Raw genomic sequence first — 23,591 nt, 5'->3', positions numbered from 1 at the left:
TCGACACTAGTCGCGTGTGAGGCGGCGGTGGGTCACCCTGTGCGGACGGGCCGCATCGATGCCCAGCCTTTCCACTTTGTTCTCTTCGTAGGCGGCGAAGTTGCCTTCGAACCAGAACCATTTGGCCTCGTTGTCGTCGTCGCCCTCCCACGCCAGGATGTGCGTGCAGGTGCGGTCGAGGAACCACCGGTCGTGGGAAATCACCACCGCGCAGCCGGGGAAGTTCTCGAGCGCGTTCTCCAGCGAACTCAGTGTCTCCACGTCGAGGTCGTTGGTGGGCTCGTCGAGAAGGATCAGGTTGCCGCCCTCTTTGAGGGTGAGCGCCAGATTGAGCCGGTTGCGTTCACCACCGGACAACACCCCTGCCGGCTTCTGCTGATCGGGGCCCTTGAAACCGAACGCCGAGACGTAAGCCCGCGACGGGATCTCGTTCTGGCCGACCTCGATGTAGTCGAGCTTGTCGGACACCACCTCCCAGACCGTCTTGTTCGGGTCAATGCCCGCACGGCTCTGGTCGACGTAGGACAACTTGACGGTCTCGCCGATCCGCACGGTGCCGCTGTCGGGCTGCTCGAGGCCCACGATGGTCTTGAACAGCGTCGTCTTACCGACACCGTTGGGCCCGATGACACCGACGATGCCGTTGCGCGGCAGCGTGAAGGACAAATCCTTGATCAGCGTGCGGCCGCCGAAGCCCTTGTCGAGATGCTCGACCTCGACCACCACACTGCCCAGTCGCGGCCCGGTCGGGATCTGGATCTCCTCGAAGTCCAACTTGCGGGTCTTCTCGGCCTCGGCCGCCATCTCCTCGTAGCGCTGCAGACGGGCCTTGCTCTTGGCCTGCCGTGCCTTGACGCCGGAGCGGACCCACGCGAGCTCGTCCTTGAGCCGCTTCTGCAGCTTGGCGTCCTTGCGGCCCTGCACGGCGATGCGCTCGGCCTTCTTCTCCAGATACGTCGAATAGTTGCCCTCGTAGGGGTAGGCGCGGCCGCGGTCCAGTTCGAGGATCCATTCGGCGACGTTGTCCAGGAAATACCGGTCGTGCGTGACGGCCAGGATGGCGCCCTTGTACTCGGCGAGGTGCTGCTCGAGCCACTGCACGCTCTCGGCGTCGAGGTGGTTGGTCGGCTCGTCGAGCAGCAACAGATCGGGCTTGGACAGCAACAGCTTGCACAGCGCGACGCGGCGCCGCTCACCGCCGGACAGGTTCGTCACCGGTTCGTCGGGCGGCGGGCACCGCAGGGCGTCCATTGCCTGCTCCAGCTGTGAGTCGAGATCCCATGCGTCGGCGTGGTCCAACTCCTCCTGGAGCCTGCCCATCTCCTCCATCAGCTCGTCGGAGTAGTCGGTGGCCATCAGTTCGGCCACCTCGTTGAAGCGGTCGAGCTTGACCTTGATGTCGCCGAGGCCCTCCTCGACGTTGCCGCGCACGGTCTTCTCCTCGTTCAGCGGCGGCTCCTGCTGCAGGATGCCCACGCTGGCGCCCGGTGCCAGCAGCGCATCGCCGTTGTTGGCGGTGTCCAGCCCGGCCATGATCCGCAAGACGCTCGACTTGCCTGCCCCGTTCGGGCCGACCACGCCGATCTTCGCGCCAGGAAGGAAGTTTAGGCTGACGTCGTCAAGGATCACCTTGTCGCCGTGCGCCTTGCGGACCTTCCGCATCGAATAGATGAATTCGGCCATTGCCGTTGTGTTGCCTTTCGCGAGTCTTTGGTACTGCTCGCGGACCATCGTAGGCGTGACCACACCGGCGGGACCGACCAGAGCTGGTCGAGCGGTTTATGCGGACAACGGCATGGGCGTCTCGTCTTCGGCCTCGACCACCGTTTCCTCCGTGGAGTCGTCGGCCGCCGGCGCTGCGTCCCTGGCTGAGGCCGTCTTCTCGATGATCCGCACGATCGACCGCGCCAGATCCGGCCCGACGGACGTGGCGCGCATCTCCAGGCTCGACCGGCGGTTGCCGTCACGGTCTTCGTATTCGCTGGTGTAGACGTGACCGACCACGATCACCGGGTCACCCTTGCGGAGGGCGGCACCGACGCCGGTGACCAGCTTGCCCCAGCAGTTGACGGTGACGAACAGCGAATTGCCAGGTTCCCAGTTGCCGTCGGCCGTGCGCCTGCGCGAGTTGCTGGCGACCCTGAACTTGATCACTTCCTGGTCACCGACCCTGCGGCCGTGCGGGTCGTTGACGATGTTGCCGACCACGGTGATGGGCGTCTCGAACATTGCTCAGTCCTCTCATGTCATCTCAAACCGCGACGCGCGTCGCACCCCCATTGACCGCCGCGGCCCCGACACCGCGTCCCTTCGCGTCCACGTCAGCGCCGCCCCTGTGGATGAAGTGCGCGCTGTGGATCAATCGGCCTTAGGTTGATCGTCATGACGGTGTGGATCACTCGCAGACCCGAGGCCGAGGTCGCCGCTGAGCTGGAGCGCAGCACGGGCACACTGGCGGGGCTGCGGCTCGCGGTCAAGGACAACGTCGACGCCGCAGGCTTGCCAACCACCGCCGCCTGCCCGGAGTTCGCGTACCGGCCCGAACGGGACGCCCCTGTCGTGGCGGCGTTGCGGGCCGCGGGCGCCGTCGTCGTCGGCAAGACCAACCTCGACCAGTTCGCCACTGGTCTGGTCGGCACCAGGTCCCCGCACGGGGTGGTGTCGGACAGCCGCAGGCCCGAATACATCAGCGGAGGTTCCAGTTCGGGATCGGCGGTGGCGGTGGCTACCGGCCAAGCAGACATCGCGATCGGCACCGACACCGCAGGATCCGGCCGCGTGCCCGCGGGCTTGCAGGGCATCGTCGGAATCAAGCCAACCGTCGGGGTGATCTCGACCGATGGTGTGGTGCCCGCCTGCGAATCCTATGACTGCGTCACGATTTTCGCGGCCGACGTCGAGCTGGCGAACCGCGCGATGGGCGTGATGGCCGCGGGCGCCGGTGATCGCCCATGGCCCACCGACGTCCGACTGGCCGCCCCACCGAATCCGGTGGTGGCGGTCCCCGACGAGTTGCCCGAGTTGGACCGCGAGTGGCGCGGCGCGTTCGACGCTGCCGTCGCCACCCTGATTGCGGCTGGGGCGCGCGTCGTCACGGTGGACTTCGCGCCGTTCCTGGCGGCCGCCAAGCTGCTGTACGACGGAGCGTTGGTCAGCGAAAGGTACGCTGCGGTCGGCGAATTCATCGACACGCATCCCGACGCGACACTGGATCCGATCGTGCGCGGCATCGTGACCGCGGCGCGCGACATCCCGGCGCACCGGCTCGTCCGCGACCGGTGTGAGGTCGACCGGTTGCGCCGAGTTGCGATGTCCGGACTGGACGGTGTCGACGCGCTGCTGGTACCCACCGCTCCCATGCATCCGCGCATCGACGAAGTGGCGGGCGACCCGGTTGGCGTCAACTCCCGGATGGGTACCTACACCAACTTCTGCAACCTGTTTGATCTGTGCGCGGTGTCGGTGCCCGCGGGCGCCGCGGGAGAGGCGCAATTCGGTGTGACGGTGCTGGCGCGTGCCTTCGAGGATGCCGTCGCGTTCGACATCGCGGCGTTGGTGACGGGACAGCAAGCGCCCGACGGCGTTTGGCCGCTGGCCGCCGCGGATGCGGTCGAGCTGGTGGTGTTCGGCGCCCATCTGCGGGGCGGCCCGCTGGCGCATCAGCTCACCGACCTCGGCGCTCGTTGGGCAGGCGAGGCGACGACGGCGCCGCACTACCGGATGTCGGTGCTGCCGACCGCTCCCCCAAAACCGGCGATCACCCGGGTGCCTGACGATGCGCGAGGCGCCGCGTTACGCGGCCACCGGTGGCTGCTGTCCCCCGCAGCACTTGGCCGGTTCCTCGCCGCGTTGCCCACCCCGATGCAGCTTGGCAAGGTCGAATTCGACGACGGCACATGGCGAACCGCGTTCGGATGCGACGGTGCCGCCCCGACCGGACCCGACATCAGCGCGCACGGCAGCTGGCCGGCGGCGATCGCGGCGGGCGCGGTCTAATCTTCGCGGTCGAGTGGCCACTCGAATGATTGAGCGGCGCGCGCTTGGAGCGCAGCCGCCAATGAGCGTTCTGCGCGCTCGCGTGTGTCCCGCCCTTTGCGGGGAGCGCCCTGGTTCGCGCCCATCAAGGTCGGTGGACCGACCGGGGCGAGCGTCTAATTTGCGTAACGCTACGGCGACATTCCGGCCCTTTTTCCGCCGCAGCGTTACGCAAAGCCGGATGTCGTCAGGCCGGTTTCTGCCATATCGACACGTGCCGCGTGCTGTCGTGGGTGAACGGCCGCAGATCCCAGTCTTCCCATCGGTCAACAAGATTCATCCCGGCAATGCGTGCCATCAGGTCCAGCTCGGCGGGCCATACGTAGCGAAATGGCATAGAGCGGAGTCGGGCTGTGCCGTCGAGGTCATCGACGTAGTTCGACGTCATCGACTGCGTTGCACAGTCGTAGAGGTCATAGGCCCAACATCGGTCGCCCACGTCGAACGGGACAGCGCGTTGGCCCGGCGGTAGAAGCCGCAGAGCGGGGACACCGACCTCAACGACGAAGCTCCCACCGGGCTGCAGGTGGCGGGCAGCGTTCTGGAAACACGCCACCTGTGCGTCTTGCGTCGTGAGGTTGCCGATCGTGTTGAACACCAAGTAGGTCAGCGAAAACGCTCCGGGTACGCGAGTGTCGGCGAAGTCTCCGATCGCCACCTTCATTCCCGATCCACCCGGCTTCTCCCGCAGCCGAGCAACCATTGCCCGCGACAAGTCGATGCCCTGCACCTCGACGCCTCGTCGAGCGAGCGGAATGGCGATGCGTCCCGTGCCGATGCCGAACTCCAGTGCTCGGCCGTCCCCGGTGAGCTCGGCCAGCACGTCGACGACGCAGTCGATGATGCTCTGGTCGTACATGCCCGATGTCGCGGCGTCGTAGGTGGCCGCGATCTCTTCACCGAAGAACCCGTCGTCGGTGGTCACGACGAGCGGGTGTCCCGTTTGGCCAACTCCGCCAGCATCGCGTTGTATGCGGTCAACTCGGCGTCATCGTCGCGCTCGGCGGCTCGGTCCAGTCGCTTGGCGGTACGCTGATCGCTGCGCCGCCACTGGATCAACAACGCGATCATCACCAGCACAAGCGGAACTTCGCCTGCCGCCCAAGCGATTCCACCGCCCAGCCGCTGATCTCCGATCAGGTCGGTGTGCCAGCTCAACGCCAACGACCGATAGAACGGCGCGCCGAGCACGGTCTGCATTCCCATCAGCACCACGCCGAAGAACGCATGCAGCGGCAGCGACGCGAACACCATCGCGACCTTGCCGAGTTGAGGGATCTGCCGCGGTGTCGGATCCACACCGATCACCACCCAGTAGAACAGGTATCCGCTGAGCAGGAAGTGCACATTCATTAGCACGTGCGCGGCGTGGCTGCTCACCCCGGCATCGAAGATGCCGCCGAAGTACAGGCCGTAGAACCCGGCGACGAACACCACCGTGGCCACGATCGGATGGGTCAGGAACCGCGATACCCGCGAATGCAGCGCTGCCAGCAGCCATTCGCGTGGCCCCGGCGGCTGCCCACGTCCCGCGGTCGGCAGCGCACGCAGCGCCAGCGTCACCGGCGCGCCCAGCACCAGCAGCACCGGCACCAGCATGGACAGCATCATGTGCCCGATCATGTGCATCGAGAACATCGCGGGCATGTAGCGGCCCAGCCCCGACGACGTGGTGAACAGCAGCGCCGCGCACCCGCACAGCCATGCCGCAGTGCGTCCCGCCGGCCACCCGTCGCCGCGCAGCCGCAACCGGTGCACCCCGAACAGATACAGCCCGGCCATCACGATCGCCGCGGTGCCGAAGATGAGGTCGAAGCGCCAGTCGAACAACACCCGAGCAACGGTCGGCGGCCCGTCGAAGCCGTACCCGAGCGCGAGTTCGACGGGGCTCGGCTCGTAAAGCAGCGGCGGCGGTGGTGTGCGGCCCAACCCGACCGCGATACCGAACGTCGCGCCGAAGACGGCCGCCTCGATCAGGGCCAGCCGCAGCAGCGGCCCGCGCGCCTCCGGATCGGACCGAAGCGCCGCCAAGCCGCTGCGCCGCTGGCGCCAGCCGATGAGGCCGAGCACACACAACGCAATCACCTTGCCGATCACCAGCCAGCCGTATCGGGTCTGGACCAGATCGGTCAGCCGCATCCGCACCGCCGCGTTGATGACGCCGCTGACCGCCATCGCCACGAAGCACCACAGCGCCAGCGCCGAGAACCGCCTGGCGGCCAGATCGGCATGTCGTCCCGACCGCAGCGCATGCGCCAACAACGCCAACAGACCGCCCGCCCACAGCGAGCCCGCGACCAAGTGGATCAGCAGGCTGTTGGTGGCCAGATCGTGGGAACCGCCCGCCGACGAGTGACCGGTCAGCGCAAGCGGCACCAACGAGACCACGGCGCCGGCCAGTAGCACGGGCGTCCACGCCCATCGCAGCACAGGAAGGCTGGCCAGTGTGACACCGGCGGCGATGAACGCCGTCCAGCGCCACGCCACAGCGGTGTCGACGAGACTCGCCGCCGACCAGATGTTGACAGGATTGAGGTTTTCACTGAGCGGATGACCGGAGACGTCCGACACAGTCAACGGCACGAGTAGCGCCGCGCACACGGCCCAGACGGCCGACGCTGAAGTTCCGAGCCGCAGCGCCCGGTAGCCCGCAGCGTCGAGCACGCCGTTCGGCTGCGGCGGCACCAGAAACGCCGCGAACAGGAACGCCCCCACCGCCAGCACGGCGGCGATCTCACCTGCCGCCCGCACGAAAGGCAGGCCGTAGGTGGTCACAGGTCCTGGGTTCGGCAGCCCGGTGGCGGTCAGCGCGTCGGCCAGCGACAGCGCTCCGATACCCGCTGCGACGGCCCCGGCCAGCACCGCGACGCCGAGCAGCACAGGCCATGCCGCGCTGTTGCGCACGCTGGTGGGCACAGTGGTCACCTCACCAGCGTATGGCTTCTCGGCGACTGCCCCGTAGGGCCGTCCTACGCCGACTTGCTCCGCAACGCCCGGCGCGCGGTCTCTCTGGCGTAGAACTGTTCGCGCGCGACCTGCTCGACCTTGTCCATATCGGCCAGGACACCGAACAGTTCGTCGCGGAACGCCTGGCGCCGCTCGTCGAGGTCGGCGGCGGGCTCGAGCAGATGCTGGTCGGCGATCACCTGGCGCGCGGTGGCGAACAGCAACGCCGACACCGCCTCGTTGCTGCGCACCCGGTTCTGCGCGACGTACTGATTGCCCACCCCGAGCGCACGCGTCGTCAGTTCCTTCTCGCCGATCTCGGCGGGGGCGTCGCGCACCACGTCCGCCACGATCTCGTACGCCTCGAAGAACGGCCGCAGCATGGCACCCGCGATCAACGGCTTCTTGGCCCGCAGCAGCATGTCGATCTGGTCACCGCCCGCCGCGACATGGTCTTCCCAATTCTCGTGCCAGGACATCTCTTCGGCCACGTGTTCGCGAAATGCTGCCGAGTCCGCGAAGTAGAAATCGAACTTCAGCAAGTCGCGCAATCGCATCGCCTGTGACCAGAAGGCTTCCAGCCGGTTGGATTGCGTTCGCTGCGCATACGCCAGCGCCAACTCGACGATCGACGTCTCGAGGAACGCGTCGATCAGTGTGTTGCGGTAGAACGCCGCCTCATGCTCGTTTTCCGGCGCGATCCGCCAGACCGGTTCCTTGCCGCCGTCGACACACGTGACCGGATGGCCGTTGGACAACGCGTCCAACGCGGCGCGAACGCCCTCAGCCGTACGAAGCCGCAACGCGCTGTTGGTCATAGGGATCTGTTTGCGTTCCAGGTAATCCAGCGAGTCCTGCAATGTGTGGTGCAGCTGATCCAATGTCAGAGCGACTCCGCGCGTGGTCAAGAGCAGTGCCGACACCAAAGCCGTCGCGTTGACCGGCGTCGCCCGCAGAATTCGCCACGACACTTCGAACGCCATCTTCTGCAGCGCTAGGCGTTTGGCGGCCTCGTCGTTGGTCATCGGGCCGTGAGGCTCGCCGAGATACTCCCGCATCGACACCGCCTCGGGGAAGCGGACGTAGATCTTGCCGTAGTTGCGCTCGCCCTGCGCCTTGATGAAGTTGTACATCCAGGACAGGCTCTCCGGCGTCTTCTCGCCACCACGGGCGTAGGCCGCGTATTCCGCTGTCTCGTGCAACTGGTCGAAGCTGATCGACACCGGTTGCAACAGGATGTCGTCGCTGCGGCCGTCGAGGTAGGCATCGGCGACGTAGGCGAGCAGGCCGAGCTTGGGCGGCAGCATCTTTCCGGTGCGCGAGCGGGTCCCCTCGATCGACCAGCTCAGGTTGAACCGCTTTTCGACGATGTAGCCGACGAATTGCCGCAGCACATACTTGTACAGCGGATCGTCGAGCTTGCGACGCAGGAAGATGACGCCGGAGTGACGCATCAGCGGGCCCATGAAGCCGAACGACAGGTTGACACCCGCGAAGGTGTGCACCGGCGGCAGCCTGTTCTCTTGCATGGCCACCGGCACGATGACCCCGTCGAGATACGAGCGGTGCGAGAACAACAGCACTGCGGGGTGATGCTCCAACCCGCGGCGCATGGCTTCGACTTCGCTGCGGTCGTAATCGATGTTCGGGTCGAAACCACGACTGAAGATGGCCCGGCCCAGGGACGGAATCAGGTCGACGGAAAACCGACTCCAACCGGTAGACAGCTCGTCGAGCATCTCGCCGGCCTTCTCCACCGTCGCGCCGGGGATCTTTTCCAGCCCATCGCGGAATCGCGCGGACGCCAGCAGCTCGGGCTTGATCAGCCGCGGCGACTTGTATTCCGGCCCGAGTAGCCGCAGTTCGACCCGTTCAATCGCCAACACAGCGCGCCGGATCACGAACCGTGCGAATTCCCTGGGGTTTTCGGCGACGGTGGTCTCATTCCACTGCTGACGCAGCTCCGAGACCTTCGCAGGCTCACCGGCGACCACCCTTGCGCGCGACGGGTCCTTCCTCAGGATCCGCTTCTGCAGCACCTCTGGCGGGCGGTAGGTGTCTCGGCCGGATATGAGCGCCACCACCTTCGAGCGCGTAGGCAGACCACCCGGCACCCAGAAGACGCGCACCGGAACGACCGACCGATCCTCGTCCGCGTCCAACTCCTCGACGAGCCGGGCCAGCGTCCCCGGCGACGGTTCACCATCGGCGGGCAGCCGCAACACGTCGACGTTGGAGTCGGGGTGCTCACGTCGCTGCTGCGCCAGCCAGTCCTTCAGCAGTTCCTCTTCGGCAGGCGACGACACCGACGCGAGCACAAGAGAGTCGTCGGTGGCGGTGAAAGGCGCGAACTGGTCGGCGGATACCTTCACGACCGGCCCTTCGCGGCGGCCTTCGTGGCCCCTTTCTTCGCCGCGGCCTTCTTGGCCTGAGCTTTCTTGGCAGCCTTTTTGGCGGGCGCCTTCTTCGCCTGCGCCTTCTTCGCCGGCGCTTTCTTACGCTTGTACAAGTCCGGTAACTGCAGTTCGTCGTGCGGCCAGTCCTTCAGCGTGTCCAGGTACAACTGGCGGACTTCGGCGATGCGCTCGGAAAGGTTGTCGTGCGTCCAGTCGTTGACCGGAATCGGCGGATACACCACGACGTCAACCGTGCCAGGGTTGAACGTGCTCGAGTCACGGGCGGCGATCACCTCGGCATTGCGAATCACGATGGGCACCACCGGAATTCCGACTGACATCGCGATTCGGAATGGCCCCTTCTTGAACTCGCCTACCTCGGTGGTGTCCAGCCGAGTACCCTCGGGCGCGATCAGGATCGACAGGCCTTTGCCCGCCAGCTCCTCGACCTTCTTGAGTCCTTCGATCGCCTTCTGTGGGTCGTCGCGGTCGATGAACGCGGCGTCCATGATCTTGCCCATGGTGCCGACGATGGGATCGCTCTCGAGTTCCTTTTTGCCGACCGACGTGAAGTTGTCGTTCACCAACCGCCCGGCGATGAGCGGGTCGGCCTGGTTGCGGTGGTTGAAGATGAACACCGCGGGCCGTTGGGCGGTCAGGTTCTCCTTGCCCAGCACGTTGAGGTTGATCCCGATGGTGTTCAGCAGGGTCCGCCCGAACGTGGACGTGAAGAAGTTGACGCCCGTGCGTCTGTTGCGGGTGAGCAATCCCAGCCCGAGTGCGCCAGCGGCGATGGGCACCATGGATGCGATTCCCGCCGCGGTCCGAAGTTGCGAAACCGGGCTGCTGCCACTGCGACTCGTGAATCGCAACACGGGCCAGCCACGTTTGGCCGCGACGGCGGCCAGCTTGCCTGCCGGGTTGGTCGGTCGCGGATTGCCCACCAGATACATCAGCGCGACGTCTTCGTCGCCGTCGGCGTAGAAGTAGCTCTTCGCCAGGTCCACACCGTTCTTGGCGGCGAATGCCTGAACCGCCCTTGCCTTTCCGGGCCCCCAGATGATCGGCGTGAGCACTTCACCGGTGAGCCGCCCGTGCTCATCCGTCTCGAACTTGTTGCTCAGCACGTTCTTGATGCCGAGGAATCGTGCAACCGGCTCCACCTGGACCGTCAGCGCCGACGAGCTGAGCACGACGGTGTGGCCTCGCGCCATGTGAGCGCGGACGAGTTCGCGCATCTCGGGATAGATCCGGCTGACGATCTTCTGCACAAACAGCCGCTCGGCCAGTTCATCGATGTCGTCAAGGGAGTTGCCGCGCAGCATTCGGGCGCCCTTGCCGATCAGATCCTCGAACTCGGACCGCCCGAGCTGATGGTTGAGGCCGGCCTGCACCATGCCGATGAACTCACCGACGGACATCTGGCGCCTGCGCAGCCGGTCCTGGGTCATGATGACGCCGGTGAATCCGGCCACCAGGGTGCCGTCCAGATCGAAGAACGCGCCGACCTCGGGTCCGGCGGGGCTGGCCTCGATCTCGGCGACCGATCCGGGCAGCCGCATGGTCCGTTGGTTGGACTGACCGTTAGCCGAAGTCATTGCGCCGCACTCCCGTTCGGTGACACTGGACTGGGTTCTGGAGCGTCGACGGCGAACGTCGCAGGCGCCGCGCGGCCTTCGCCGCCGAGAGCCAGCACTTCATCGAATCCTGCAAGCAGACAGCGCGCCCAGAGGTCGGGGTCGACGATCGACGCGCGGTCGTAGCGGGTGCTCACCGTGCAGTAACCAGCGCGCGAGATCAGCACGACCATCATCGCCACACCCGGCAGAGGCCCAATGCCATACTGGCGCAACACCTTGGCCCCCGCGATGAAGGTGTCTCCTGCGTAGACAGGCACATTGCTGGCCTGGACATCGGAGTTGACGATGGAGCCGGCCATCGACTCGAGCACCGAATCGGGCATCAACGACAGCACCGGCGCGATCGCGCCGACCATGTCGATGGCACGTTCCTCACGCTTACGGGTCATCTGCGAGCGGATGTTCTTGATGCGCACTTGCGGATCCTGCAGGCCGATCGGAGCGGCGAGGTTGACGCCGGCAAATCGGTTGCCACCAGCGGGATCCGCTTCGGACCGCAGGTTGACCGGCACCGCCATCGGCAGCGCGTCGATCGGCACGCCCTTGGCTTGGTGATAGAGGCGCAGAGCACCGCAGAGCCCGGCCAGATACGCGTCATTGATCGAGCCGCCACCCGCCTTGGCGGCTTTGTGCAACGCCCCGAATTCGATGTCGATGGCGTCGCTGCGCGACGACAGGCTGCGGCGCCGCAGCACTGGTGACGGCGGGGCGACCGGGCCGACCACGCGGGCGCCGGACATCGCATACTCGACGACGTCGCCCATCCGCGATATCGGATCGCGGACCATCTCGCCCACCACGTGCGCCGCGCCGAACAGCACGCCGCGTACCCGGCCCGCGATCGTGCCGGGCAGCCGGTTAAGCCCTTGGCGCATCAGATCGTTCGGTGACAAGTCCTGAGGAACAGGAAGCGGCGGCGGGGGCTGCTTCGGTGGGTCTCGTTCGAGATCGTAAAGATTGGCGAACATCTCGACACCGCCAACGCCGTCGGTCACCGCGTGGCTGAGGTGCACCAACTGGGCGGCGCGGCCACCTTCGAGGCCTTCGACAAGTGTTGCCGTCCACAGCGGCCTGGAGATGTCAAGCGGCGACTGCGCGGCGACCTCGGCGAGGTCGAACACCTCGCGCAGCGTGCCCGGTTCGGGGACGCGCAGGCGACGGACATGGAAATCGAGGTTGAAATCGGGATCGACAACCCACCGCGGCGCGACGGTGGGCAGCGTCGGCATCACGACTTTCTGCCGCAGCCGCAGGACCTTGCGGGACGCGTGCTCGAATCGGGCCCGGTAGGCGTCCCAGTCCGGGGTGGTGTCGAGCAACTCGATGGTCATGATGCCGGAACGGGTACGTGGATGCGCCTCGCCGCGATGCAGTATCTGGTCGAACGCGCTGAGTTCCTCCGGAAGTCCGTCTGCGTCGAGATCCGGCACGTCACTCATGCTCGTCGCTCCCCTCCTTAACGGCGATGTGCTGCCACCACGCTAGTCCGCTGCCTGTCGGGGCGTGTCTGTAATAGCTGCTGCGGCGCCGGGTTCCTGCGGCGAAGGGCTGCCATTCATCCTCAAGTCCTGTTTCGGGCATCGACGGTAAGCCTCGACGCCAGATTCGTCCTTTGATTCACGGCTGCGCATCGGCTCAGCCGCGAAGCGCATGCGGCAGGTCACGGAAGGCCGCGGCATCCAACACCCCTGCTGATTGGCCGTTCCGACTCGGAGTAATTCGTAAAGTCACCGAAGCGCCGTGTGCCTCTGGCTGGATGTAGTAGCAATCGTCCGTGTCCGGGCAGTAGATGCAAACCGTATCGATAGCGTTCTTGTCCATGGGCGTCACGTGTGTTCCATTACGGTCGGCCCACATCGAGCGAAAGTGGACCTTGACGGTTCCCCCGCGAGCGGACCGGTACTTCACCTGAAGGCGTTGAAATTTCCCGGCCGCATACGAGACGAGGTCGAACGGTGCATGCTCCGTCGCCGGAAAAAGCACCGTAAAGCCTTTACTGACCAAGTCGGCGTGCACTTTGGCGACGGCCAGATCGCCTTTGTCCTTGGTGTGGTGTTTCACCATCCACTCCAGAGTAATGGACGGCCCATCCATCGGTCCGCGGCAATTCAGCTAGGGTGGGTTCGCTTGCCCCCGTAGCTCAGCGGACAGAGCAGCCGCCTTCTAAGCGGTAGGTCGCAGGTTCAAGTCCTGCCGGGGGTGCGTCATCTTCGCTGGTCACCCACCCGTAAGGGTCGGTACCCGCCTTAAGGACGCGGCCATCGCGGCACGGGGCGCTGGCGCCATGCCTTACGCTGACGTCGATTCGCAGCGACAGAAGGACACGTGGATGCCGTGGTTTCTCGCCCTCCAGAGCACCGCAAGCATGACCAATCAGCCGTCCGTGTACGAGCTCCAGGACGGCGTGGACGTCGAGAAGATTTCGGAGGAGCTGGTCAGCTCCGCCACCCTCGACAGGGCCGTTCGCATCCCCGCTGTGCTCCAGCAGAGCACCGGCGCGAAGCAGGGCGTGACGGTGTACATCCGGCCCGCGGCGTGGGGAATGTGGATGTTCTATCAGTTGACCGAAGAGGAGCGGCGGCAGGCGATGGCGCAGAACCCGTTGCTCAACGCGCTGTCGCAAGCCGCCCAGCAGCGCGGCGCATCATGACGTTGGTGTGAGTCGCGTCATCCGCCAGGCGCCTGCTCCGACGATGTCGAGGCGGTGATCGTGAAGCGTCTCCAGCGAGTCCTGGTGGCTGACGCTCACCACGATGGTGTCGGGCATCTGCGCGCGCAGCAGCTCGTACAGCGCGAGCGCCAGGCCCTCGTCCAGCGCGGAGGTGGCTTCGTCGAGAAACACCGCCTTGGGCCGGGTCAGCAACACTCTGGCGAACGCGACGCGCTGCTGCTCTCCCGGTGAGAGCACCTTCGACCAATCCCGCTCGTCGTCCAGCCGCTCGCGCAGGTGTGGCAGCGAGACCGAACTGAGCACATCGCGCAACCGCTCGTCGGCGACGTCGCCGACCCTGGCCGGGTAGGACACCGCCGTGCGTAGATCGCCGAGCGGCAGGTACGGCAGCTGCGATACGAACATCGTCGCGTGATCATCAGCCGGCCGACGCCACAGACCGGTGGCGGCGGGCCACAACTCGGCGAGGCTGCGCAGCAGAGTGGTCTTGCCGCTGCCCGAGGCGCCGATGATGACCAATGATTCGCCCGGCTCGAGCCGTAGATCGAGCGAATCGATGAGGTGCTCGCCCGTCGGCGTGCGCACCTGCACGCCGACCAATTCGACAGAACCGTCCATGCTGGGCTCGCTTGGCAGCACCGGCAGCTCCCGTGCGCGCTCGTTGGCCTCCGTCAGCCCGTGCAACCTGATGACGGCGGCGTTGTAACTGGCGAACTGGCTGTATGCGTTGCGGAAGAACGACATTCCCGACTCGATCTTGCCGAATGCGCCCGCGGATTGCATCACGTCCCCCAGCTTGATTGTGCCCGCGAACAACCGTGGTGCCTGCAACACGAACGGCAACGGCAAAATGGCCTCGGTCACCGTGTAATTCCAGCCGACCAGGCCGAGAGTCCTTCTCACGTAGAGCCGATAGTTCGAAATGACGGCACTGAATCTGGTGTCGAGGAGTTCGCGTTCGGCTTTCTCGCCACGGTAGAAGCCAACGCCCTCAGCCGAATCCCGCAGCCGAACCAACGCATACCGGAAGGCCGCATTGGTCTGCTCATTGCGGAAACTCAGTCGGATGAGCGGATGGCCGATCCGGAAAGCGATGATCGAGGCGGTGATGACGTAAGCAATGACGATCCAGAACAACGCCTTTGGGATCTCGACGCCGAACACCGTCAATGATCCCGACAGTCGCCACAGAATGGCGGTGAACGACGCCACCGAAGCCACCGAGTTGACCGCACCGAACAGCAGGATGCTCTGCGAATAGTACGAAGGGATATTGGGCCCGGTACCGACCCCGGTGGTGAAGACGTCGATGTCCTGCTGGATTCGTTGATCCGGATTGCCGACGGTGTTTCCGGTGAAGCGGCCACGGTAGTAGGCGCGGCAGGTCAGCCAGTCCCCCGTCAATCGGTCGGTCAGCCACACCCGCCAGCGGATGATGAAGCGCTGGGTCAGCCAGGTATCGCCGACGATTCGGCCGATATGGATGACAGCCAGGATGCAGAAGACGGTGATCGAACTCCAGAATCCATGTATGCCTGAGATCCGTTGCGCCGCGTTGTGCGCGCCCACGCCTTGAAACGCCACCTGAAGCGCCGAATAGACGTCGTTGTTGTAGTAGCTGAGCAGGACGGCGATGCGCACCTCGACTATCACCGAAAACAACAGCACCGCCAGGGTCATCCAGACGGGCAAGCTCGCGGCGCCGGTGAAATAATCGCCGGTGACGCGCCAGAAACGCTTGGCCCACGCGGTGTATCGGATCAGCAGCACGGCGATCACCACGACGCACACGGCACTGACCGCCCAAGTCTGAAGCATCCACCACGCGGACTCGACCAATTGGTTGCCCCAGTGAATCGAGGGCTTGAACCTCTCCAACCGAACACCCCTCCGTTGCGGTGGCGCCCGCGCGCGGGCACCGGGAAGATCCGCGAAGTATCGACCTGGCACGTGAACAACGTTGAAACAAGTGCGACGTCGATCGCGCCCGCTGATACCGTTCGGCTGAAGCTTGTCTGCGAACCAGGAGACGCCCACCGTGCCGCCACTGCTTCGTGACCTGTTCCGCCCGTATCGGCGCACCCTCGCAGTCATCATCGCGGCAACGTTGGTGTCGATGGTGATGACGCTGGCCGCCCCCTGGCCGCTCAAGGTGATTCTGGACAACGTCGTCGGGAATCATCGCCCGCCGATGTGGATCGTCTGGCTGTTCCCAATGGTTGGCGGCACGACGAAGACGCACATCGCTGCCGCGGCCGGGGTCGCCACGGTGGCAATAGCTGCCGTCAGTGGCATCGCGTTCTACGTCGCCAGCTATTCGACTGAAAAGCTCGGGCAAAGCATCGGCAACGACCTTCGGGTACGGCTCTATCACCACTTGCAGGAATTGTCGCTCGAGTACTACGACCAAAACAGGGTCGGCACGATCCTCAGCACACTCACAACCGACGTCCAGACGATCCAGAGCTTCGCGTCGACCTCGACGCTGAACATCCTCACCGACGCGTTGATCCTCCTCGTGATGATCGCTGTGATGCTGGCGATGCGTTGGGATTTCGCGCTGATCGCACTAGCGGTCGCACCGCTGCTGATCGCCTTCCTGATCCGCGTAAACAGGGCCATCAAGGTGGCCGTGATCGAAGTACGCTCCCGTCAGTCCGACCTTCTGTCCACCCTGCAAGAAGGCCTGCAGTCGATCGAGGTCGTACAGGCGTACTCCCGGGAGGACTACGAGGATCGGCAGGTTCGAAGGGTCAGCAAGGACACCGTGACGGCGTGGCTCAGGACACGTCGATTGTCGGCAATGCTTTCGCCTGTAGTCAGTCTGGTGATCGCGGCGTGCACAGGCGCGGTGCTGTGGCGGGGTGCGCTGCAGATCCTGGCGGGCACGATGACTGCAGGCGCACTGACGGTCTTCCTCGCTTACCTGGCGCGGTTCTTCCAACCGGTGCGCGCTCTCTCGCAGATGACCAACACCTTGGCCCAGGTGTCGGTCGGTTTCCAGCGAGTCAATGCCGTGTGCGACGCCGACACCGTCATCCCGGAGAGCACGGACCCGGTCGAACCAGCACCGTTTGAAGGCGAGATCACATTCGAGAACGTCTCGTTCGCCTATGACGCTGAAGTGCCGGTGTTACGGGACATCTCGTTCACAATCGGCCCTGGGCACATGGTGGGCATCGTCGGGCCAACAGGTAGCGGCAAATCCACTCTGGTGAGCCTCATACCGCGGTTCCGAGACCCGCTGGCCGGTCGGATCACGATCGACGGAGTGGACATCGCCGACTACACCCTGCACGGTCTGCGCACCCAGATCGGCTTCGTGCTGCAGAACACCGTCCTGCTGCGAGGCACCATCCGCGACAACATCGCCTTCGGCCGCCCGGATGCCACCGAGGACGAAATCATCATGGCGGCAAAGCTTGCCAATGCCGACGAATTCATTGCGCGCATGCCCGACGGCTATCAGAGCCTGGTCGGCGATCGCGGTTCCACCCTGTCCGGCGGCCAGCGCCAACGGATCGGAATCGCCCGCGCCCTGATAAGGGACAACCCCATTTTGATCCTCGATGAGCCAACCGCCGCATTGGACGCCGAATCCGAACATCTGGTGATCGAGGCTTTGGAGCGACTGATGGCGGGCCGCACGGTCATCACAATCGCTCACCGCCTCAGCACGCTGCGCGATGCAGACAAGATCGTCGTGATCAAGGACGGCCTCGTTGCCGAACTCGGCACTCAAGCCGAATTGTTGGAACTGGACGGCGTCTACGCCGAGCTGCACCACCTGCAGTTCGATCAGCGCAGCTGAACGATACCCGAACTTTCTTGCTGCCCAACGGATTCCGAACTTCTGGTTAACGGTTGGTGGCCCCGAGCTCTAGCGGGAAGATGTTTGTATCCACGGCGGTGATAGTTGCAATTCCCTTGCTAGCATCCCGGCTAATCCACCACTCGGGTTGGAGATCTTCTCAGCAACAACACAGTTAAGGAGTCCACCGGATGCTTACGATGCGAGATCACGGCGTTGAGGAATATGTGGCGCTGCGCCATATGGATACCACCGACGTCGGCGACCTGAGTGATGGTGACCGCGCCTGCCTTGCCGAGCTCGGTGAGTACCTCAGTAACACCCACGCGTGGCAGCGCTTCGGTGTCTGGTTGCTGCACAAGCACTTCGATCCCAATCCGGGTGAGGTCTTCGTCGAGCACTGCATTGACTCGCCGTGGCGCACCGAAACTGCACCCGTCATGCGGACCGCGTTCACAGCAACAGGATTGAGCACTACAGCAATTCGGTTCGAGGATTCGATAACTGATGGCATTGCTGCGGTTGGCATGGAGTTCGCGGAGCCGGACGACTTCGGCGATGCCGAGCCGCTGAGCGACGATGACGAGGCAATCCTGACCGGCATCTGCGAACTGCTCAAGGCGCACGGCAAGATCGACCGGTTCGGTGTTCGGTTGATACGCAATCCCCTTGGACTCACAGAGAACGAATTGCTCCACGAGACCTGCGACAGCGCCACCCGCACTCTGCACTGCACAGTCGGCGAACGAGACGTGATGCTCGCCAATCAGGAGACCATTCAGACCGCATGGAAGTGGCGGGTGATTCAGGACGGCGTTCACGCGGTGGTGATGCAGGACTGCACCGCCGGCTGCGTACGGGTCGGAGAAGGCCACGACATCGCCCACACCGCGTCCGGCACGGACGACTTCGACAATCCCACCGAGGGCGGCCCGAACCAGCCCTTCTGAGGCACGGGCTCGAGACGACCGGTGAATGGCCCCTCCGCCGTTGTCAATGGCGGAGGGGCCGGCTCCGGTGGATTGACTTCCATTTTTCTACCGAACAAACTCGTCGGCCAACAGCGCGCCAGGCTAATGCAAATTGATTAGTTTTATTATTGCGGCGATGGTCGACGGAATAGCGGTGCAATTCGGCGCAAATAGCGCCAGGGAGAACGGTGCCGGCATCCGACGCGCCATCGTGCGATGGCGCGTTAAGCCTTGCACCACACCGGATCCTGCGTCCCACGGCTCTCAGTCCGTCGGCTTCCTCGGCGCCGGTTGAGTGAACGGCAGACGAATTCCAGTTTGCGAGCTTACGTCGGTTACCAGTCGAAAAACGTACGTCGGCAAAATGACCAGGGAAAGCGATCAGCTGTTACTAGTGAAAAGGCCGGTCCTCAGTTAGTTTCTGCGTGTCCAATTCTCGCCTCTTTCTACCCACAGGGGTCGACGTGAAAGTTAGTAAGTCCACTGCGCTGATGGCTGGAGCCAGCACGATCTGCATCGCCGCTGCTTCGGGCACGGTCGAGTCGCAGGTCCAACTCGCCGCACACCAAGAAAGCGCGCCCATCCGTGTAGTCACTCAGGACTACAAACTGGCGGCATCGGTTAATCCGTTGGCGCTGGCCGAACTGCCGTTCCAGTACTACTTCACCATCGCGTCAACGCTGGGGAATCTGGCGGCCTTCGTGCCCCCGGTCAACGCGGCCACCGGCGCGTTCTTCCAAGGCCAATTCGAGAAGATCCCTCCGCTGCTGCAGCAGGCCATCGCCGCCGAGGTGAAGGCGGTGCAGGCCGTTATCGCGTTGCCTGCCACGCTTGTCGGCGGTCTCGGTGCCCTCTCGACCGCCAATGCCTTGGCCAAGAGCGACGCGACGAAGTCCGCCGCGATCGCACCCACCGCCGGCAATCTGGTGCCCATCGCCGAGCTGCCATTCCAGCTCTACTTCACCGTCGCTTCGACGCTGGGGAATCTGGCGGCGTTCGTGGCTCCGGTCAACGCGGCCACCGGCGCGTTCTTCCAAGGCCAGTTCGAGAAGATCCCGCCGCTACTGCAGAAGGCGTTCACTGACGAGCTGGCGGCCATCAACAAGGTGCTCGCGCTGCCTGCGACGGTGGTGTCGACGATTGGCAGCGCCATCAGCGGCGGTTTGGCGACGAGCGCGCTGACGACCACTCGGAGCAGCATCGAGCAGCAGGCGCTGACGGCGGCACTGAGCACAGATACCAGCACCGAGAAGAGCACGGTCACCAAGACCAAGGGCGGCGTCACCGACACCGCTACTTCTGAGGCGACAAGCTCAGCAGGTAAGACCGGTCAAGGCGCCACCGCCACCGACGCCAAGGACACCACCGGCACCACTGAGACGGGCACCAAGAGCACGACGGGCGCCACTGAGACAAGCACCAAGAGCACCACGGGCGCCACAGGAAACGACGCCGCCGGCGCCGAGAAACCCGAAAGCCACACTGGCACAACGGGTACGGCAGCGTCCGGCACGTCTTCAACGGGCGCCAAGGACAGCACGGGTGCCACCGGCAAAGACACCGGTACCACCGGCAAAGACACCGCAGCCACCGGATCGAAGGACGCCAGTGGCACCAGCCACAAAAAGGACGCCGGCGGAAGCCACAAGGAGACCAAGAAAGCGCAGCACGCAGCCAAGAAGAAGTAAGACCGCGCGACACGGTCACCAAGGTCGGCGTTACGGACTCACCACCCGTAACGTCGACCTTGTCGCGCGGGGGCAACTCGCCCGACGCCTACTCGCCGAGGTAGGTTGCTATCCACGACCTCCAGGGGGAGCAGGAAGTGAGCAAGACCGCCTCGAAGCGTGTGAACAGAGTCGCGATCGGGTTCGCGGCCGTCGGCGTCGCAACTACCGTTGCGACCGTTGCTGCGACGCAACCGGCGTCGATCTCTACTCCGCTGATCGACCTCTCAGCGCTGATCGTCGTCGGCAGTTCGACGCACCCTGACGGCAGCGGCTCTGAGAACTTCTTCAACGGGTTGTTCAATGCGCCGCCCTACAACCCCGGTGACGACCTCCTGCACGTCAACTTCTTCAGTGGTCCGTTCGGGATCAACCAGGCCCTGCAGGCCCATTCGGGTGAGGACAACGCGGTGCTCTCGTCGGGCTGGGGCGCGGCGAACGCCAGCCTGCTGCTGATGGCGCTGCAGGCCACGAAGGATCCCGTGCTCGCGAAGACGGTGTTCATCCTCGACAACAACGTCGCACGGCCCGACGGCGGCTTCGGGACCCGCTATCCGTGGTTCGCCCTCATCGGCGTCAACCCGATCCCCTCGCCGACCGACACGGATGCCCTCGGAGTCGTCGACGTCGGCTACGAGTACGACTACAACTCGAACGCACCCGCCGATGTGCTCAACCCGGTGGCCGCAGTCAACTCCCTCGCCGCGTATCTGTATCGCCATCTCAACCAGAATGACCTCGACTTACCTGTCAATCCCGACGGATCGCCATCCGTCACGTGCGGCGGCGCCAACACCTGCGGCGTCACTGACAACGGCGACGTCCTCGCATGCCCCGACGCGCGGTGCGAAGCGATACCAGAGGGTGATCGCGTCGCCGCGTATGTGACGCAACGCGGGAATACGACGTACGTCACCTACACAAGCAACGGCCTGCCGCTGACGAATCTGATTCGCGACGTCGTGCCGTTCGGCAATGTGATCGCCGACCTCACCGAGCCGGTGCTGACCGCGATCGTCAACTCCGCCTATCCCCACGGCAATCCGATTCCTGCCGACCCAAGCAAGTACCAGCCCGCGACTCCATTCTCGTCGCTGCCGCAACTCGCCTCGACAGCTCTCAACCAGACGGCGTCCACTTCGGACTCCGAATTGAAGTCAGCCACCGACGAGCCGGCAGTCAAAAAGAAGCGCCCCAAGCGCAACGTGGTGCGCGACAGCGAGAAAGCCGTGCCCGGGTCAACCACTGACGACGACGCCTCACCCGAGGCGAATCCCACTGTCGCCGTTGGCAAGCCGACCAAGAGCGAGCCCGCTGACAGCGACGCCTCGGGTGACAGTGAAAACCGGCCAAAACACGACAAGGACAAAAAACCCGACAAATCGTAGGGCAGTTATCCCCAGACGCGTATCACCACCGCGGCGGCGTCACCCTCACCGGACCCGCCGACCGATTAATCGTCACTGACAGCGACGGCCACCCACTGACCTCGGCCTCACTGGCGCGCCCACCCACCGGAGCCCAACCCGATGTTCCGCCATGGACCGGGCCGATCGGTGAACGCGCCGACTGGTGGTGGTACGACCCCTACCAACCCACCCACCACCAAGCACCAACTAACTAGCACGCCTTGACCGAAAAGCCTTCGGGCGTAGCGCAACTCATGCCTGCGAGGGCTGCCCGCAGCGACGGTGCCAATAGCACAACCCACATGTTGATGTGGCCGGCTCGCAGCGACAAAGTGGCTGAGAGCCAGGCAATTTGAAATGCTCACCCAGGCTGCTTACGACCTCGGCAATCGACGGCCGAGAATTCCACAGCCGCAGCACGCAACTAACCCGCTGCAGCGAGCCGCACCAGACCTCAGTGAGGAAGCTTCGTCGTGATCTTGCCAGCGACGGCAACGGCGTCACCGACCGCGGCTTGCTGCTGCGGTCTGCACGCCTGCACGTCGAGGATCAAATTCGCCACCAACGACAAGGAATGCTGGCAGGACCTGGTCTGGTCCCCTGTTCCTCGGGTGTATGGGATCGCAAGCTCTGTGTCGGTCTTGGTGAGCTCGCCACTCACCCACTTCGGCAAGGTCTGCCCGTTGAGTTGAATGTTGAGGGTGTGATTCGTGCACTTCGACCATCGGTCGGCCGACTCGATGAGGAACTTACGGGCCGCGTCGGCGGTGCGGTACGACACGATCGATTGCACAACCAGGAAATTCCACTGCTCGCTGTCCGGTGCGCGAACCAATTGCTGGCGCACTGACTTCCAGTTGCTCGACTCGTAGATCGACGACTGATTGACCTGCCAGACACCAAGACAGTTGAGGTTGGGCAGCAGATTGCGGTTGTCAGTCATCTGCGCAACGGGCGTGTGCGGCGTCATCCCGCTTGCACCCATCACCGTGTTCAACTCGTCTGCGGTGAGCAGCGATGCGGTCAAAACCGTATCGGGCACCGACTTAGGCGGCGCGGATGCGCCCGACGCCGCCCCTCCGCCGCAGGCGGTCAACATGACACTGAGCGCACAGAGCGCTCCAAACACACCGCGTTTCACGTCGCTACGCGTGCGTCCCCGCGGCGGCACAGGCTTGCTGGACCAGCTCTGCCTGATTGTTCATCTCGTTCGCCGTGCTGTTGAGACTGTCGCCCGGAATCCGCAGTCCCATTTTGACCAACAGCTTGCTGGCCCCCAACGACCAAACCCGCATCGGATTCGCGATCGACGGATCCAGTCCAGGTGTGCCCGCCGCCTGCATCGCCACGGCCGCCGCCTGCCGAAGGGCTGTCCTGCCCGTCGCATTGCTGCTGTCGACAGCCGGATCCGCATAGTTCGACCCTTCGAACGAGTCGGCGAAGTCTCCGTAGTAGTTCGACGAGTCGTCCAACACCTGAGCGAAGGTCCCGCACGCGGACACCGCAGGCTCGGTCGCACCATCCGACGGGTCCACCGCGGTCACCACCACCGGTCCAGGCGACGACTGATCATTTACTGCGTCGTCGGCCGCGGCCGCCGGAGCCAACGCAAGCCCGATTCCGAGCGCGACCATCGACGCGACAACGGTTCGCTCGCGCACATGCGATGCCTTCAATGTTTCCTCCAGTGAGTTCGGTCTCGAAGGGCCGCTGGGTTTGCGTTGACGCGCTGGGACGCGTTACAACGACCGGCCAAACCACGCCGACGAGCCTCGTCCAGTCTCGAGGGCAATACATAACGAAACCAACGGTCGGCGGGTCAGGTGTCCGGATGGTGAATTAGCGACGAATACGCCTTATCTAATTGCAGTCCATCGGCTTTCATCCGCCTGTGAACGGCATTACAGCTCTCTGTGGTAGGGGGAAGACCGCAGGCTGCAGACGCTTGTTAGACGGAAACGCGGCGCGATTTGTTCCAGGTCCGT

General features: G+C 64.5%; 17 protein-coding genes, 1 tRNA gene and 1 pseudogene. 8 read left to right on the top strand and 11 right to left on the bottom strand.

The annotated features are described in order from the left end of the window. Positions 1–6 precede the first annotated feature (6 nt). Positions 7–1,683: an energy-dependent translational throttle protein EttA gene (gene ettA / locus ACGFK1_RS19005; RefSeq protein ID WP_393432319.1), complete on the bottom strand. Its 1,677-nt coding sequence runs from the start codon at positions 1,681–1,683 to the stop codon at positions 7–9. A 96-nt stretch (positions 1,684–1,779) separates the two neighbouring features. Beyond that, positions 1,780–2,229, bottom strand: a complete 450-nt coding sequence (gene ssb, locus ACGFK1_RS19000) for a single-stranded DNA-binding protein (RefSeq protein WP_393432316.1) — start codon at positions 2,227–2,229, stop codon at positions 1,780–1,782. A 153-nt stretch (positions 2,230–2,382) separates the two neighbouring features. On the opposite strand from ssb, the gene atzF reads away from it, so the two are divergent. Beyond that, positions 2,383–3,996, top strand: coding sequence for an allophanate hydrolase (gene atzF / locus ACGFK1_RS18995; protein WP_393432313.1), 1,614 nt, complete (start codon positions 2,383–2,385; stop codon positions 3,994–3,996). A 226-nt stretch (positions 3,997–4,222) separates the two neighbouring features. Here the strand turns inward: atzF and ACGFK1_RS18990 are convergent, their stop codons facing one another. From ACGFK1_RS18990 to ACGFK1_RS18965, 6 genes are all read right to left on the bottom strand, one after another. Next, a complete protein-coding gene (locus ACGFK1_RS18990; RefSeq protein WP_393432310.1) occupies positions 4,223–4,960 on the bottom strand; it encodes a class I SAM-dependent DNA methyltransferase in 738 nt (245 codons plus the stop codon). Continuing rightward, positions 4,957–6,960 (bottom strand): cytochrome c oxidase assembly protein, encoded by a 2,004-nt coding sequence (locus tag ACGFK1_RS18985; protein WP_393432307.1) that lies wholly within the window; start codon positions 6,958–6,960, stop codon positions 4,957–4,959. Before ACGFK1_RS18985 ends, ACGFK1_RS18990 begins: the two co-directional genes overlap by 4 nt. Before the next feature lie 44 nt (positions 6,961–7,004). Beyond that, positions 7,005–9,353, bottom strand: a complete 2,349-nt coding sequence (locus ACGFK1_RS18980; protein WP_393432305.1) for a glycerol-3-phosphate 1-O-acyltransferase — start codon at positions 9,351–9,353, stop codon at positions 7,005–7,007. Continuing rightward, the gene (locus ACGFK1_RS18975; RefSeq protein WP_393432302.1) at positions 9,350–10,975 is read right to left on the bottom strand and encodes an HAD-IB family hydrolase; all 1,626 of its coding nucleotides are present in this window, start codon (positions 10,973–10,975) and stop codon (positions 9,350–9,352) included. The genes ACGFK1_RS18980 and ACGFK1_RS18975 overlap by 4 nt, the downstream gene beginning before the upstream one ends. Further along, positions 10,972–12,456, bottom strand: a complete 1,485-nt coding sequence (locus ACGFK1_RS18970; RefSeq protein ID WP_393432299.1) for a wax ester/triacylglycerol synthase family O-acyltransferase — start codon at positions 12,454–12,456, stop codon at positions 10,972–10,974. The genes ACGFK1_RS18975 and ACGFK1_RS18970 overlap by 4 nt, the downstream gene beginning before the upstream one ends. A gap of 196 nt (positions 12,457–12,652) precedes the next feature. After that, positions 12,653–13,081: a group I intron-associated PD-(D/E)XK endonuclease gene (locus tag ACGFK1_RS18965; protein ID WP_393432296.1), complete on the bottom strand. Its 429-nt coding sequence runs from the start codon at positions 13,079–13,081 to the stop codon at positions 12,653–12,655. A 65-nt stretch (positions 13,082–13,146) separates the two neighbouring features. On the opposite strand from ACGFK1_RS18965, the gene ACGFK1_RS18960 reads away from it, so the two are divergent. After that, a tRNA-Arg gene (locus ACGFK1_RS18960) sits at positions 13,147–13,219 on the top strand. An 82-nt stretch (positions 13,220–13,301) separates the two neighbouring features. Then, positions 13,302–13,667 carry a hypothetical protein gene (locus ACGFK1_RS18955; RefSeq protein WP_393432293.1) on the top strand — a complete coding sequence of 122 codons (366 nt, stop codon included), beginning with the start codon at positions 13,302–13,304 and terminating at the stop codon, positions 13,665–13,667. On the opposite strand, the gene ACGFK1_RS18950 is transcribed toward ACGFK1_RS18955, so the two are convergent. Beyond that, a complete protein-coding gene (locus ACGFK1_RS18950; protein ID WP_393432397.1) occupies positions 13,662–15,506 on the bottom strand; it encodes an ABC transporter ATP-binding protein/permease in 1,845 nt (614 codons plus the stop codon). The two genes, ACGFK1_RS18955 and ACGFK1_RS18950, sit on opposite strands and share 6 nt — an antisense overlap. 193 nt (positions 15,507–15,699) lie before the next feature. On the opposite strand from ACGFK1_RS18950, the gene ACGFK1_RS18945 reads away from it, so the two are divergent. The 5 genes and pseudogenes from ACGFK1_RS18945 to ACGFK1_RS18925 form a co-directional block, all read left to right on the top strand. Then, entirely contained in the window at positions 15,700–17,499 is a 1,800-nt protein-coding gene (locus ACGFK1_RS18945; RefSeq protein ID WP_393432290.1) for an ABC transporter ATP-binding protein, read from the top strand. Positions 17,500–17,690: 191 nt separating this feature from the next. Then, entirely contained in the window at positions 17,691–18,449 is a 759-nt protein-coding gene (locus ACGFK1_RS18940; RefSeq protein ID WP_393432287.1) for a hypothetical protein, read from the top strand. Positions 18,450–18,961: 512 nt separating this feature from the next. Further along, the gene (locus ACGFK1_RS18935; RefSeq protein ID WP_393432284.1) at positions 18,962–20,158 is read left to right on the top strand and encodes a hypothetical protein; all 1,197 of its coding nucleotides are present in this window, start codon (positions 18,962–18,964) and stop codon (positions 20,156–20,158) included. Positions 20,159–20,295: 137 nt separating this feature from the next. Beyond that, entirely contained in the window at positions 20,296–21,585 is a 1,290-nt protein-coding gene (locus tag ACGFK1_RS18930; protein WP_393432281.1) for a PE-PPE domain-containing protein, read from the top strand. A gap of 23 nt (positions 21,586–21,608) precedes the next feature. Then, positions 21,609–21,817 (top strand): annotated as a pseudogene (locus ACGFK1_RS18925) (hypothetical protein); the annotation flags it as partial. A gap of 243 nt (positions 21,818–22,060) precedes the next feature. Here ACGFK1_RS18925 and ACGFK1_RS18920 read toward each other — a convergent pair. Continuing rightward, the gene (locus tag ACGFK1_RS18920; RefSeq protein ID WP_393432278.1) at positions 22,061–22,705 is read right to left on the bottom strand and encodes a sensor domain-containing protein; all 645 of its coding nucleotides are present in this window, start codon (positions 22,703–22,705) and stop codon (positions 22,061–22,063) included. 46 nt (positions 22,706–22,751) lie between these two features. After that, the gene (locus ACGFK1_RS18915) at positions 22,752–23,267 is read right to left on the bottom strand and encodes a hypothetical protein (RefSeq protein ID WP_393432276.1); all 516 of its coding nucleotides are present in this window, start codon (positions 23,265–23,267) and stop codon (positions 22,752–22,754) included. Between the last annotated feature and the right edge of the window lie 324 nt (positions 23,268–23,591).

This window comes from Mycobacterium sp. NPDC048908, from assembly GCF_043197955.1.
GTDB lineage: Bacteria > Actinomycetota > Actinomycetes > Mycobacteriales > Mycobacteriaceae > Mycobacterium.
The sequence above is the reverse complement of the archived record's forward strand: the minus strand, read 5'-3'. Positions and strand labels throughout refer to the sequence as shown.